A 14,015-nucleotide genomic window follows, 5' to 3' on the forward strand; every position below is an offset into this window, starting at 1 on the left:
CTCAGCCGGAGATCGCGGCGTACGCGGTCTTCAGCAGCGCCGGGTCCGGGCCCTCCAGCCGCCCCGGCTCTGCGAGGCCGTCGAGCACGACGAAGCGCAGCGTCCCGGCCCGGGACTTCTTGTCCCCGCGCATGGTCTCGGTCAGCTCGTCGAGCACGCCGGGCTCGTAGCGCGTCGGCAGCCCGACCAGCTCCAGCACCTCGCGGTGCAGGTCGGCGGTGGCGTCGTCGAGCCGCCCCGCGGCGCGGGCCAGCTCGGCGGCGAACACCAGGCCGACCGCGACGGCGTTGCCGTGCCGCCACCGGTAGCGCTCGCGGCGCTCCACGGCGTGGCCGAGGGTGTGGCCGTAGTTGAGGATCTCCCGCAGGTGCGACTCGCGCAGGTCCGCCCCGACGACGTCGGCCTTCACCCGGATCGCGCGGCGCACCAGCTCGCCGAGCACCGGCCCGGCCGGGTCCAGCGCGGCCGCCGGGTCGGCGCGGACGCGGTCGAGGATGACCGGGTCGGCGATGAACCCGGCCTTCCACACCTCCGCGGACCCGGCGACGAGCTCGGGACGCGGCAGCGTGCGCAGCGTGTCGAGGTCGACGAGCACCGCGGACGGCTCGTGGAAGGCGCCCACCAGGTTCTTCCCGGCGGCGGTGTTGATGCCGGTCTTCCCGCCGACGGCGGCGTCGACCATCGCGAGCAGCGTGGTCGGGACGTGCACGACCCGCACCCCGCGCATCCAGGTCGCGGCGACGAACCCCGCCAGGTCGGTGACCGCTCCCCCGCCGAACCCGACGACCACGTCGGCCCGGGTCAGCGCGGCACCGGCACAGGCGTCCCAGCAGTCGGCCAGCGAGGCCAGGGACTTGCCGTCCTCGGCGTCGGGCACCTCGTGGGTGAACGCGGCCAGCCCGGCGGCCTCCAGCTCGGCGCGGGCGGCACCGGCGCGGTCGGCGAGCGTCGGCGGGTGCAGCACGAGGACCCGGCCCGCACCGGTGCCGGCGACGACCTCGGCCAGCCGCCCGGCCACCCCGGCGCCGACGAGCACCGGATAGGGCTGCTCGGTGCGGACGTCGATGCGGACCGAGCCGTCGGACTCGGTGGTGCCGGAGGTGTCGGGCAGCGTGCCGGACGGGGTGGACGTCATCGGGCCTCCGCCCGCTCGGTGCCGGCCCCGTCCTGCGGCGAGCCGAAGCCGGGCGCCGGCAGTGTCGAGTCCTGGCGCGGGGTGGGCCGGTCGAACGGGTCGGCGGCGTCCGGGGAGGCCTCGGGCAGCGCGGACGGGCCGTGCCCGAGCTCGGCCAGCACGGCGGCGACGACCTGGTTGGGGCTGCGGCGCACCGTCGTGACCGCCACGGTGGCGACCTCGGCGTAGAGCGGGGCCCGCTCGGCGAGCAGCGCCCGGAACGTCGCCCGCGGGTTCACCCCGGCCAGCAGCGGGCGCGCGGTGGACATCCCGGTGCGGCGCATCCCGTCGGCGAGGTCCACCTCGAGGGCGACGACGCGGTGCCCCGCGAGCAGTGCGCGGGTCTCGGCGGCCAGCACGGAGCCGCCGCCGAGGGCGAGGACGCCGTGCCCGGCGCGCAGCTCCTCGGCGACGACCTCGCGCTCCAGCGCGCGGAACGCGGCCTCGCCCTCCTGCACGAACATCTCCGCGATCGGCTTGCCGATGCGGGCGACGATCGCGGCGTCGGTGTCGGCGAAGTTCAGCCCGAGCCGCTGCGCGAGCAGCGAGCCGACCGTGCTCTTGCCGGACCCGGGCGGGCCGACGAGCACCACCCAGGGGCGGCCCTCGGCGTCGGGGGCCGGGGTGGGGGCCGGCGCGGTCACCGCTGCCCCGCCAGGTAGGAGGCCAGGTTGCGGCGGGTCTCGTCGAGCGAGTCGCCGCCGAACTTCTCCAGTGCGGCCTGGGCCAGCACCAGCGCCACCATCGTCTCGACGACGACCCCGGCGCGCGGCACGGCGCAGGCGTCGGAGCGCTGGTGGATGGCGGTGGCCTCCTCGCCGGTGGTGGTGTCGATGGTGCGCAGCGCCCGGGGGACGGTGGAGATGGGCTTCATCGCGACGCGGACCCGGACCGGCTCACCGTTGGTCATGCCGCCCTCGATGCCGCCGGCCCGGTTGGTGAGCCGGGTGACCGGCACGGTGCCCGCCGGTCCCTGCCCGGGCGAACCGGCGGGGACCATCTCGTCGTGAGCGACGGAGCCGCGGCGGTGCGCGGTGCGGAAGCCGTCGCCGATCTCGACGCCCTTCATCGCCTGGATGCCCATCAGCGCGGCGGCGAGCCGGGCGTCGAGCCGACGGTCGGCCTGCACGTAGGTGCCGACGCCGACCGGCATCCCGTAGGCGATGACCTCGATGACCCCGCCGAGGGTGTCGCCCGCCTCGTGCGCGGCGTCGATCTCGGCGGCCATCGCGGCGCCGGTGGCGTCGGTGAAGGCGCGCACCGGGTTGGCGTCGATGCGGTCGAGGTCGGCGGGGCCGGGCAGCGGCTCGTCGTCCGGGGCGTCGACGGCGCCGATGCCCACGACGTGGGACACGATCGTCACGCCGAGGGCCTGCTGCAGGAACGCCTTGGCGACGGTGCCGAGCACGACGCGGGCGGCGGTCTCGCGTGCGCTGGCGCGCTCCAGGACCGGGCGGGCCTCGTCGAAGCCGTACTTGGTCATGCCGGCGAGGTCGGCGTGGCCGGGACGGGGCCGGGTCAGCGGCGCGTTGCGGGCGCGGTGCGCGATCAGCTCCGGGTCCACCGGGTCGGCGGCCATCACCGTCTCCCACTTGGGCCACTCGGTGTTGGCGATGCGGACCGCGACCGGCCCGCCCTGCGTGAGGCCGTGCCGCAGGCCGCCGATGACCTCCAGCTCGTCGGCCTCGAACGCCATCCGCGGGCTGCGGCCGTAGCCGAGCTTGCGGCGGGCCAGCTCGGCCTGCAGCTCCTTGGTGGTGACCGAGACCCCGGCGACCATGCCCTCCAGCACGCCCACCAGGGCCGGACCGTGGGACTCCCCGGCGGTGATCCATCGCAGCACGGCGACCATCCTCTCACCCGGGGATCCGGGCGCCCGACAGCACCACGACCGCGGGCACCACGACCGCCAGTGCCGCACCGAGCAGGACCGGGCCGTGCGGCAGCCTGCTCCCCCACCCGGCCCGCCTGGCCCCGACTGCGACGAGCGCCACCGCCGCCGAGACGACCGCGGCCAGCACCGCGACCACCGGCAGCGCCGCCCATCCCGCACCGGCGGCCGCGGCGCCCACCGGACCGGCGAGCTTCACGTCGCCGCCGCCCATCGCCCGCGGTGACACCAGGTGCACCACCAGGTAGGCGCCGCCGAGCAGCACCGCCCCGGCCAGGCCGCGCCCCACCGCAGCACCCCCGGCCGGGACGAGCGCCGCGGGCACCAGCGCGAGCGCGGGCAGGGTGAGCGCGTTCGGCAGCCGCCGCACCAGCAGGTCGGTCGCGGATCCCGCCACGGCCAGCCAGGACAGCACCGCGAGCAGCGCCGTCCACCGCGGGTCGAGCAGCCCCGACACGACCAGCCCCGCCGTCGCCGCCCCGGACAGCGCCAGCCCCGCCTCGCACCACCCGGCCGGCACCGGTGCGCCGCGCGGCAGCCGGGCCAGCCAGCGCCGGGTCGCGACGCCGGCACCCCCGCCGAGGACGGCGGCGACGAGGACGGTGGCGGTGGCGGCGAGGTCCATGCCTCGATCCTGGGGCGGGCCGGGCCGTCCGGACCGACGGGTTGCCCGCCTGTGGACAGCCCGCCGGGCGCGGGCAGGATGACCGGAATGGGTTCCAGTGCGCCGCAGGGTGACCGCCGGGCCGGGGCGGTGGTCCGCGCCGAGGTCGACCACGGTGTCGCCGAGCTGGTGCAGGACGCGGCGCGGCCGTCGTCGTGGACGCTGCTGCTCGACGGGACGGCCCAGTCCCATGTCGACCTCGACGACCCCGAGCACCTCGAGTTCGAGTACGTCCGCCGGATCGCCCACCTCGTCGATCTCGCCGCGCCGCCCGCGGTGCCGCTGCGGGTACTGCACCTGGGCGGCGGGGCGTGGACGCTGGCCCGCTACGTCGCCGCGACCCGCCCCGGGTCGGCCCAGACCGTCGTCGAGCTCGACGGCGAGCTGGCCGCCCTGGTCGCGCACCGGCTGCCGGGCCCGGGGGTCGCCGACGGGCTGTCCGTGGTCACCGGGGAGGCGCGCGCCACCCTGGGCCGGTTCGCGCCCGCGTCGTTCGACGTCGTGGTCGTCGACGTGTTCGCCGGGGCCCGCACCCCGGCCCAGGTCACGACGACGGAGTTCCTCACCGCCGTCCGCCGGGTGCTCGCGCCGACCGGGATGCACGTGGCGAACCTCGGCGACGGCGCCCCCTGGCCGTTCCTGCCCGGCCAGATCGCGACGGCCGGGGCGGCGTTCGCCGAGCTCGCACTCGTCGCCGCCCCGGACGTGCTGCACGGACGCCGGTTCGGCAACCTCGTACTGGCCGCGTCGGACCGGGAGCTGCCGGTGCCCGGGGTGACCCGCCGGGCGGCCGGGGACCCGTTCCCGGCCCGGGTCCTCGACGACGCCGGCACCCGCGCCCTCGGGCGCGGCGCGGGCGTCGTCACCGACGCGTGCGCCGCACCCTCGCCCCGGCCGCCGGAGGGCTTCTGGGGGCAGTGACCCCCGGCTCAGGCCAGGGACGGGTCGACCAGGACCTTCATCTTCCGGCCCGCGTGCAGCGCCTCGAAGCCCTCCTCGACGACGTCGCGCATGGCGATCTTCTCCATCCAGCCGGTGGTGTCGTAGTGACCGTTCGCCATCAGCTCGATCACCGCCCGGTAGTCGGAGTGGGTGTAGCAGAGCGAGCCCTGGATGCGGGACTCCCCGAGGACCAGGTTGAGCAGCGGGGTCACCAGCGGCGTCTCGTAGATCGCGACGCTGACCATGGGGCGGCCGGCGCCCAGCGACTCCAGCGCGGTCGCGACCGCCGGGGCGACACCCGCGGCGTCGTAGCAGGCGTCGGCGCCGCGCCCGTTCGTCGCCTCCGCCACGATCGCCGGTACGTCCTGGGCGGTCGGGTCGAGGGTGTGCGCGCCGAGCCGCTCGATCGCGCCGCGCCGGGTCGCCGACGGCTCGACGACGCGGACGTCCTCCACGCCCATGCCGCGCAGCGCGAACCACAGGCCGATCCCGATCGGCCCGGCGCCGAACACCAGCGCGGTGTCGCCCGGGTTCACCCCGCCGAGCTCGGCCGCGTGGTAGGCCACGGCCATGGGCTCGACGAGCGCGCCCATCTCCAGCGACACGTTCTCCGGCAGCGGGTGCAGCATGTGCGCCGGGACGACGGTGGTCTCGGCCATGCCGCCGTCGGCCATCAGCCCGTGGAAGCCGATCTGCGCGCACACGTTGTAGCGGCCCTCGGAACAGCGTGAGCAGGTCCCGCAGGTGTAGAGCGGCATCACCGCGACCCGGTCGCCCTCGGCGACGCCCTCGACGCCGGCCCCGATCTCGACGACGGTGCCGGAGAACTCGTGGCCGAGGGTCAGCGGCAGCTCGCGGCCGGTCAGCGGGTGCTTCTCCCCGTTCGGGATGAAGATCGGGCCCGCGTAGTACTCGTGCAGGTCCGAGCCGCAGATGCCGTTGAACCCGACCCGGAGACGGACCTCGCCGGGACCCACCTCGCCCTCGGGCACGTCGGTGATGTCGAGGTCCCCGGGCCCCCGGTAGACGACCGCACGCATCGCTGGCTCCTCTCGCCTGACATCGCTGTCGGGTCCCGGTCTACCGGCGGGGGGTGAGCGCCGTCACGGGTTGGGCCCAGGTTGCATGCGCGCCCGGTGATGGGTCAGAACGCTCCGGCGGCGCGGGCGCGGTCGACGTTGCCGAGGTGCTCGGGGTAGGTCGTGGCGAAGCAGGAGGCGCCCTCGGTGGTGCACCGCACGAAGAACAGCCACGGGCCCGCGGCCGGGGACTCCGCGGCCGACAGCGCCGCGGTGGACACCGAAGCGACGGGCGTCGGCGGCAGCCCGGTGTTGAGGTAGGTGTTGTACGGCCCGGGGGTGCTGCGGGCCTCGGCCGTGGTGCGCAGCGCCTGCACGTCCAGCGGGTAGTTGACGGTGGAGTCCATCTCCAGGCGCTGGTTCACCGCGAGCCGGTTCTCGATCACCCGGGCCACCTTCGGCATGTCGGGGACGAGCGCCTCCTTCTCCACGACGGAGGCGAGGACGAGGGTGCGGTAGGCGTTCTCCCCGCCCAGCCCGGCGGCCTCCAGCCTGGTCGCCGACGCGGTGAGCACCTGACGCAGCACCTGCTCCGGGGTGCCGCGCGGATCCAGGTCGTACGGCCCGGGGGCGACCAGACCCTCCATCCGGCGCTCCGGGGCGGCCGCCCGGTAGCCCGCGCGGGCCCATTCGGGGACGGCGATCGCGGCCGGGTCGGCGTCGGCCATCGCGGCGCGCAGCGCGTCGACGCCGGTGCAGCGGGCGTCCCCGTCCGCGGTGCCGAGGCAGGTGGCACGGGAGATCTGGGACAGCACGCCCGGGGAGACGGTGCCGTCCGGGGCGCGGGTGTCGTCCAGCTGGACACCGCCCTTGACGTCGAAGAACCCGACGCGCCGCTCCGGGTCGAGCAGCCCCTCGACCGCGGAGTCGCCGGACATCTGCGAGCGCAGCTCGTAGTAGCCGGGCTGGACCCGCTGGATGCCGGGCTCCTCGGCGGCGGCCTCGACGAACGCGGCCCGGGACTTCACCACGTCCAGCCCGGTCAGGGTCTCCCCGATCGCGCTGGTGGTGTCGCCGGACTCGACGCGCACCACGACCGAGCCGCTGCCGGAGCCGGAGTAGTCGTCGGCGCCGCGCAGGTACAGGCCGACGGCGACGAGCACCGCACCGGCCAGCAACGCCGACCCCAGCAGGGCGAGCCGCCGACGCCGGAAATGCACCGGGGTCGGACGGTGTCGTACGGGCCCCGCGGTCACGCTCACATCGGGCCCCGGGACGTCACGTCGTTCTCGCCGGCGCCGGTCACGGGCTCGAGGGTATCCGCCGCGGGCACGGCCCGTGGTCACCCCCGGTCACGGTGATCAGGTCCCGCGGGTGGTATCCAGCCAGCCCTGCAGGATGGCCACCGCGGCCTGCTGGTCGATGACCGCACGCTGCTTGCGGCCGCGCACGCCGCGCCCGGCCAGCTGCCGGGTCGCGACGACGGTCGTCATCCGCTCGTCGGTCAGCTCGACGGGGACCGCGCAGCCGGCCGCGGCGAGCCCCGCCTCCAGTGCGGCGGCGAACTCCCGTGCGGCGACGGCGGCCGGGCCGTCCTCGCCGCGCAGGTTCCGGGGCAGCCCGAGCACGACGCCGACGACGTCGTGCTCGGCCACCAGCGCGGCGATCCGGCGCACGTCGGCGCCGCCCTCGGCGTCGCGGGGCACGGTCTCGACCGGGGTCGCGAGGATCCCGTCCGGGTCGCACATGGCGACCCCGACGCGGACGGCGCCGACGTCGATGCCCAGGCGCCGCCCGCGGGTGGGGGTCACGGACGCAGCGCGGCGCGCAGCTTCTGCACCGCGGCGTCGATCCCGGCCGGGTCGGTGCCACCGCCCTGGGCGAGGTCGGGCTTGCCGCCGCCGCGCCCGCCGACGGCCGCGGCGAACTCCCCGATCAGCTTCCCGGCGGCGATCCCGTTGTCCCGGGCCGCCTTCGTGGTGGCGACGACGAACGACACCTTCTCCCCGTCGACGCCGAACAGCACGACCACGCCGGGCCGGTCGCCCAGCTTGCCCCGGACGTCGGCGGCGAGGGTCCGCAGATCGTTGCCACCGACACCGTCCGGCGCGGTGACGGCGACCAGGGCGGTCCCGTCGAGGTCCTCGGCCTGCTGGGCGAGCGCCCCGGCCGAGGCCAGGACGGCGTCGGCGCGGTGCTTCTCCAGGTCGCGCTCGGCGGTCCGCAGCCGCTCGACGATCCCGTTGATCCGCTCCGGCAGCTCCTCCGGGCGGGCCTTGAGCTGGTCGGCGAGCTGGTTGACCAGCAGGTGCTCGGTGGTGGCGTGCTTGAAGGCGTCCAGCCCGACCAGCGCCTCGACGCGGCGCACCCCGGAGCCGATGGAGGCCTCGGACAGCACCCGGACCAGGCCGAGCTCACCGGTGCGCCCGACGTGGGTGCCTCCGCACAGCTCGCGCGAGTAGTCGCCCATGTCGACGACGCGCACGCGGTCGCCGTACTTCTCGCCGAACAGCATCATCGCGCCGAGCGTGCGGGCCTCGTCGATGGAGGTCTCGTAGGTCTGGATCTCCCGGTCCTCCTGGAGCACCGAGTTGACCTCCTCCTCGATCTCGACCAGCGCCGCGGGCGGCACGGCTCCGGTCGGGGAGGTGAAGTCGAACCGCAGCCGGCCCGGGGCGTTGAGCGACCCGGCCTGGGCGGCGGCGCTGCCGAGCGCGCCGCGGACCCCGGCGTGCACGAGGTGGGTGGCGGTGTGCGCGCGCGAGATCGCGGACCGGCGGGTGCGGTCGACCTCGGCGACGACCTCGGCGTCGAGGGTCACGGTGCCGGCGGTGACGACGCCGCGGTGCACCCGCAGCCCGGCGACCGGGGACTGGACGTCGTCGACCCGGACCTCGAAGGACGCGCCGCGCAGCAGGCCGGTGTCGGCCTGCTGGCCGCCCGCCTCGGCGTAGAACGGGGTGCGGTCGAGCAGCACCTCGACCTGCTCGCCCTCGTGGGCGGCGGGCACGGTGGCGCCGTCGCGCAGCAGCCCGACGACGCGGGACTCCGACTGCAGCGTCTGGTAGCCGAGGAAGTCGGTGGCGCCGTGCGTGTCGAGGACGGCGCGGTAGACCGAGGCGTCGACGAAGCCGACCTTGCGCCCGGCGGCGTCGGCCTTGGCCCGCGAGCGCTGCTCGTCCATGAGCGCGGTGAAGCGCTCCCGATCGACGGTCAGCCCGGCCTCGGCGGCCATCTCCAGCGTCAGGTCGATCGGGAAGCCGTAGGTGTCGTGCAGCGCGAACGCCTGGTCGCCGGGCAGGGTGTCGCTGCCGGCGGAACGGGCGCGGGACACCGCGCCCTCGAAGATCCGCTCGCCGGCGGTCAGCGTGGCGCGGAAGGTGTCCTCCTCGGCCCGGATGACCGCGGAGATCCGCTCGAAGTCGGTGGCGAGCTCGGGGTAGGTCGGCGCCATGGTGTCGCGGACGACGGCGGCGAACTCGCCCAGGCACGGCCCGGTGACGCCGAGCAGCCGGGCCGAGCGCACGATGCGGCGCAGCAGCCGGCGCAGCACGTAGCCGCGGCCCTCGTTGCCGGGGGTGACGCCGTCGCCGACGATCATCAGCGACGAGCGGGCGTGGTCGGCGATGACGCGGAAGCGCACGTCGTCGATCTCGCCGTCCGGGCCGCCCGCGCCGTAGCGCTTCCCGGACAGCTCCTCGGCCTTGGCGATGACCGGGCGGACGAGGTCGGTCTCGTAGACGTTGTTGACGCCCTGGAGCAGGAACGCGACCCGCTCGACACCCATCCCGGTGTCGATGTTCTTGTGCGGCAGGGTGCCGATCGGGGGGTGCCCCTTCTTCGGGGACAGCGCGCCGCGCTCGTCCTGCATGAAGACGAGGTTCCAGATCTCGAGGTAGCGGTCCTCGTCGGCCTCGGGGCCGCCCTCGGCGCCGAACTCCGGGCCGCGGTCGACGTAGATCTCCGAGCAGGGGCCGCCGGGCCCGGGGACGCCCATGTCCCAGTAGTTGTCGTCGCCGCCGCGGCGCTGGATGCGCTCCTCGGGCAGGCCGGCGATCTCCTTCCAGAGCGCGATCGCCTCGTCGTCGTCGTGGTAGACGGTGACCCAGATGATCTCGGGGTCGAAGCCGTAGCCGCCCTCGTCCTGGCTGCGGGTGATCAGCGACCAGGCGAACTCGATGGCGCCGCGCTTGAAGTAGTCGCCGAAGGAGAAGTTCCCGGCCATCTGGAAGAACGTGGTGTGCCGGGTGGTCTTGCCGACCTCGTCGATGTCCGGGGTGCGGACGCACTTCTGGATCGACGTCGCGCGCGGGTAGGGCGCGGGGACGTCGCCGAGGAAGTACGGCTTGAACTGCACCATGCCCGCGTTGACGAACAGCAGCTGCGGGTCCTCGAGGATCAGCGAGGCGCTGGGGACGGGCGTGTGCCCGTTGCTCTCGAAGTGGGCGGTGAAACGACGGACGATCTCGTGGGTCTGCACCGGTGGGTCTCTCGTGACGGGTACGGCTGGCGACGGGTCGGCGACGGGGCGGGCGCCCTGCGCCCGCGCCACACCGTAGGCCGCGCGGCGTGGGGACGCCGCGGGAGGCCGGTCGTACCAGGTTACCGGCACCCGGAGGAGGAACGGCCGGTGCCGGTGCGCGCCCGAGCGCACCGGCACCGGCCGTCTGCGGGTCCCGCCGTGCTCCCGGTCCGGGGGGTCGACCGGAGGGCCGGCGGGTCCGCCGTCTCGCTCCGGTCAGACCGCGACCGGCAGCGGGGCGTCGAGGGGGGTCCGCGGCGCGGGGACGAGGACGCGGTGGGCGCGGACGGGGGTCCGCGGGGCGGGGACGGCGACGACCCGGACGCCGGCCCGGCGGGACGCGCGCTCCTCGAGCTCGCGGCGCAGCCGCTGCAGCGCGCGGTGCTGGGCGACGCGGACCGCACCGGGGGTGGAGCCGAGCGCGTCGGCGGTCTCCTCCGCGGTCAGCCCGACCGCGATGCGCAGCGTGAGGATCTCGACCTGGCGCGGGCCGAGCAGGCCCATGAGCTCGGAGAGGCGGTCGTTGCGCTCGGCGTCGAGCACGACCTGCTCCGGGTCGTCCTCGCGGCTGAGCCGCTCGGGGAGCTCCTCGACGGCGTCGCAGCGGTTGCGGGCCATCGCCCGGAACGCGTCGGCGATCTTGTGCCGGGCGATGCCGAACACGAACGCCCGGAACGACATCCCCGACGGCCGGTAGTCCGGGAGCACGGAGAGCACGGCCATGCAGACGTCCTGCGCGACGTCGTCGGCCGAGCCGAGGATCGTCTCGCGCCGGCCCAGCCGGGCCCGGCAGAAGCGCTCCACCTGCGGGTGCACCTTCGCCAGGAGCAGCGCGACCGCGCGCTCGTCGCCGGCGACGGCCGCGGCCAGCATCTCCGGCGGGAGGAGGTCCGCCGCCTGCCGGGAGTCGACCTCCTCGGCGGCGTCCTCGGGTGCGGTCGCGATGGCCACGGGTCCGTCGTGCATCTGCCCAGCTCTCCTCGGTCGCGACCCGGGGGCCGCGTCAGGCGCCGGCACCGCCCGTCCGACCCAGGAGAGGTCGGGCGGCGCGACTGTCGCGCTGTCCTCCGCCGGTGGTGGTCGGCGCTGCCGGCAGGTCCGCTCGGCCGCGCCCCGGCCTGCGATCAACCCTTCCGGTGCACCCTTTCGGGGTCAATCAACATGCACAATTTGCGGTATACGTCGACGGAAAGTAGGGACTTTGGTCCTGATGGGGGCAACCTCGGGCTCGGGCGGGCGTCCACCCCTGTCGGAGGGGTGTCCTCCGCCTGCGGGCCGTGACCCGGGCGGGGCGGCGTCGTTGGGCCGGGTGTCACGCTCCGCTCGCCCGAAGGACCGCTCGTGTCTCTGCGTCGCCCGCACCGCCTCCTGCTCGCCGCTCTCGGCACCGTCGCGATCGGTGTGGGGGTGGCCGTGCCGGCGACCGCGGCCCCGGCGCTCCCCCCGGTCACGGTCGGCGAGGACGCGGCCGCGGCGCTGGTGCCCGCGGTGACCGAGGCCCTCGGGCCCGCGCTGGCCGGGACGTGGCTGGCCGACGGGCGGCTGATGGTGGGCACCTGGGACGCCGCGGCCGCCCCGCTGGTCACCGCGCTCGGCGCGACGCCGGTGGTGCGCGACGAGCCGCGCCGCGACCCGGCCGCGGTGCTCTCGGCGCTGGCCGGGCGCACCGCGACGGGGATGCCCGCCGGTCTGGACTCCTACGGTGTCGACCCCCGCACCGAGCAGGTCGTCGTGAGCGTCGTCGACGGGCCGGGCGCCGACGCGCTGGCCGCGGACCTGACCGGCGGTCTCGACCCGTCCGCGGTGCGGGTGGAGCGGGTGGCGGCGCCGGCGCACCGGCAGGCCGCGGTCGGCGGGGGCGACACCATCACCGACGGGACCCGCCGCTGCACGGCCGGGTTCGCCGCCTCCGACGGCAGCAGCGACTGGCTGATCACCGCCGGGCACTGCACCCGGGGCTCGTCGTCCTGGTACGCCACCGACGGTTCGACGATCGGCTCCGAGGTCGAGACCGCGGGCCGCGGGGTGGACGTCGGCGCGATCGCGGTCGAGTCGGGCAGCGTGTCGGCGACCGTGTCGGGGATCCGGGTGGCCGGGAGCCGTCCGGCGCCGGTGGGCTCCACGGTCTGCCTGTACGGGTCCACCAGCGGGCGGTCCTGCGGCACGGTCCAGCGCACCGACATGACGGTGAACTTCGAGGGCCAGAGCCAGTCCGGGCTGACCTCGGTGGCGGCGTGCGCCCAGGAGGGCGACTCCGGCGCCCCCTACATCACCTCGTCCGGGCAGGCCCAGGGCGTGCACACCGGTGCGGGCGGCGACGGCAACTGCACCAGCTACTTCACCCCGATCCGCACCGCGACCGGGGCGCTCGGGCTGACCCTGACCACCGGCTGAGCGCGCCGGCTCAGTCCCGGGTGCCGCGTACGACGCGGCGCAGCTTGGGCAGGCGCTCGGCGAGGACGCGTTCGTGCCCGCGCCCGGACGGCGCGTAGTAGTCGACGCCGACGACGTCGTCGGGCGGGTACTGCTGGCGCAGGACCCCGTCCGGGTCGTCGTGCGGGTAGCGGTAGCCGACGGCGTTGCCGAGCTTCTGCGCGCCGGCGTAGTGGCCGTCGCGCAGGTGCGGGGGCACCCCGCCGACCCTGCCGGAGCGGACGTCGGCCATCGCGGCGTCGATCGCGGTGATCACGGCGTTCGACTTGGGTGCGGTCGCCAGGTGCACGGTGACCTGGGCGAGCGCGATCCGCGCCTCCGGCATCCCGACGAGCTGCACGACCTGGGCGGCCGCCGTCGCGGCGGGCAGCGCGGTCGGGTCGGCCAGCCCGACGTCCTCCGAGGCGTGGATCATCAGCCGGCGCGCGATGAACCGGGCGTCCTCCCCCGCGACGAGCATCCGGGCCAGGTAGTGCAGGGCGGCGTCGGGGTCGGAGCCGCGGATGGACTTGATGAACGCGCTGATGACGTCGTAGTGCTGGTCGCCCGCGCGGTCGTAGCGCACGGCGACCTCGGTGACGGCGCGCTCGACGGCGGCGAGGTCGATCACCGGCTCGCCGCCGGCACCGAGGACACCGTCGGCGGCCGCCTCCAGCGCGGTGAGCGCGCGGCGCCCGTCGCCCGCGGAGAGCCGGACCAGTGCCTGTTCGCCGTCCTCGGCGAGCTGGACGGCCGCGTTCAGGCCCCGCTCGGAGGTGACGGCGCGCCGGAGCAGGGTGCGCACGTCGTCCTCCCCGAGGGACTGCAGCTGCAGCACCAGGGAGCGGGACAGCAGCGGGGACACCACCGAGAACGACGGGTTCTCGGTGGTCGCGGCGACGAGCAGGACGAGCCGGTCCTCGACCGCTCCGAGCAGGGCGTCCTGCTGGGTGCGGGAGAAGCGGTGCACCTCGTCGATGAACAGCACCGTGGTGGTGCCGCTGCGGTCGCGACGCCGGCGGGCCTCGGAGATCACGGCCCGCAGCTCCTTCACCCCGGCCGAGAGCGCCGACAGGGCGACGAAGTGCCGCTCCGCTCCCCCGGCGCCGGCCATCAGCCGGGCGAGGGTGGTCTTGCCGGTGCCGGGCGGGCCGTAGAGCAGCACCGACGCCGCGGCGCCGCCGTCGAGCAGGCGGCGCAGCGGCGCGCCGGGCGTGAGCAGGTCGGCCTGGCCGACGACCTCGTCAAGGGTGCGCGGGCGCATCCGCGCGGCGAGCGGCGCGTCGGGACGGACGGCGTCGCCGTCACCGGTGTCGCGCCCGTCGCCCCCGGGGTCGATGTCGAACAGGCCGTCGGTGCTCATCCGTTCCAGCCTGCCAGGACACCGGGCC

General features: G+C 75.8%; 12 protein-coding genes. 2 read left to right on the forward strand and 10 right to left on the reverse strand.

The window, feature by feature from the left end:
- Position 1: 1 nt before the first annotated feature.
- From aroB to MTO91_RS15315, 4 genes are read right to left on the reverse strand one after another with little or no spacing between them, the layout of a single operon-like run.
- On the reverse strand, positions 2-1,135 hold the full coding sequence (aroB, locus tag MTO91_RS15300) for a 3-dehydroquinate synthase (protein ID WP_476651623.1): 1,134 nt from the start codon (positions 1,133-1,135) through the stop codon (positions 2-4).
- Positions 1,132-1,818 carry a shikimate kinase gene (locus MTO91_RS15305; protein ID WP_307799306.1) on the reverse strand — a complete coding sequence of 229 codons (687 nt, stop codon included), beginning with the start codon at positions 1,816-1,818 and terminating at the stop codon, positions 1,132-1,134. The genes aroB and MTO91_RS15305 overlap by 4 nt, the downstream gene beginning before the upstream one ends.
- Positions 1,815-3,017: a chorismate synthase gene (gene aroC / locus MTO91_RS15310; protein WP_073575277.1), complete on the reverse strand. Its 1,203-nt coding sequence runs from the start codon at positions 3,015-3,017 to the stop codon at positions 1,815-1,817. The genes MTO91_RS15305 and aroC overlap by 4 nt, the downstream gene beginning before the upstream one ends.
- Positions 3,018-3,030: 13 nt before the next feature.
- The gene (locus MTO91_RS15315) at positions 3,031-3,690 is read right to left on the reverse strand and encodes a prepilin peptidase (protein ID WP_476651625.1); all 660 of its coding nucleotides are present in this window, start codon (positions 3,688-3,690) and stop codon (positions 3,031-3,033) included.
- A gap of 87 nt (positions 3,691-3,777) precedes the next feature.
- Here MTO91_RS15315 and MTO91_RS15320 point away from each other — a divergent pair, with 87 nt between their 5' ends.
- Positions 3,778-4,650 carry a spermidine synthase gene (locus MTO91_RS15320; protein ID WP_476651626.1) on the forward strand — a complete coding sequence of 291 codons (873 nt, stop codon included), beginning with the start codon at positions 3,778-3,780 and terminating at the stop codon, positions 4,648-4,650.
- 8 nt (positions 4,651-4,658) lie between these two features.
- Here the strand turns inward: MTO91_RS15320 and MTO91_RS15325 are convergent, their stop codons facing one another.
- From MTO91_RS15325 to shbA, 5 genes are all read right to left on the reverse strand, one after another.
- Positions 4,659-5,711: a 2,3-butanediol dehydrogenase gene (locus MTO91_RS15325; RefSeq protein WP_476651628.1), complete on the reverse strand. Its 1,053-nt coding sequence runs from the start codon at positions 5,709-5,711 to the stop codon at positions 4,659-4,661.
- Between the two features lie 104 nt (positions 5,712-5,815).
- On the reverse strand, positions 5,816-6,910 hold the full coding sequence (locus MTO91_RS15330) for an endolytic transglycosylase MltG (protein ID WP_476651629.1): 1,095 nt from the start codon (positions 6,908-6,910) through the stop codon (positions 5,816-5,818).
- Between the two features lie 141 nt (positions 6,911-7,051).
- On the reverse strand, positions 7,052-7,501 hold the full coding sequence (gene ruvX, locus MTO91_RS15335; protein WP_208826928.1) for a Holliday junction resolvase RuvX: 450 nt from the start codon (positions 7,499-7,501) through the stop codon (positions 7,052-7,054).
- The gene (gene alaS / locus MTO91_RS15340) at positions 7,498-10,170 is read right to left on the reverse strand and encodes an alanine--tRNA ligase (protein WP_208826926.1); all 2,673 of its coding nucleotides are present in this window, start codon (positions 10,168-10,170) and stop codon (positions 7,498-7,500) included. The genes ruvX and alaS overlap by 4 nt, the downstream gene beginning before the upstream one ends.
- Positions 10,171-10,428: 258 nt before the next feature.
- Positions 10,429-11,178: an RNA polymerase sigma factor ShbA gene (gene shbA, locus MTO91_RS15345; protein ID WP_405416805.1), complete on the reverse strand. Its 750-nt coding sequence runs from the start codon at positions 11,176-11,178 to the stop codon at positions 10,429-10,431.
- Between the two features lie 375 nt (positions 11,179-11,553).
- Between shbA and MTO91_RS15350 the strand changes: the two genes are divergently transcribed.
- Positions 11,554-12,606 carry a S1 family peptidase gene (locus MTO91_RS15350; protein ID WP_476651630.1) on the forward strand — a complete coding sequence of 351 codons (1,053 nt, stop codon included), beginning with the start codon at positions 11,554-11,556 and terminating at the stop codon, positions 12,604-12,606.
- Positions 12,607-12,616: 10 nt separating this feature from the next.
- On the opposite strand, the gene MTO91_RS15355 is transcribed toward MTO91_RS15350, so the two are convergent.
- Positions 12,617-13,987 (reverse strand): replication-associated recombination protein A, encoded by a 1,371-nt coding sequence (locus MTO91_RS15355; RefSeq protein WP_405416803.1) that lies wholly within the window; start codon positions 13,985-13,987, stop codon positions 12,617-12,619.
- Positions 13,988-14,015 lie beyond the last annotated feature (28 nt).

The organism is Pseudonocardia sp. 2-7 (genome assembly GCF_056341085.1).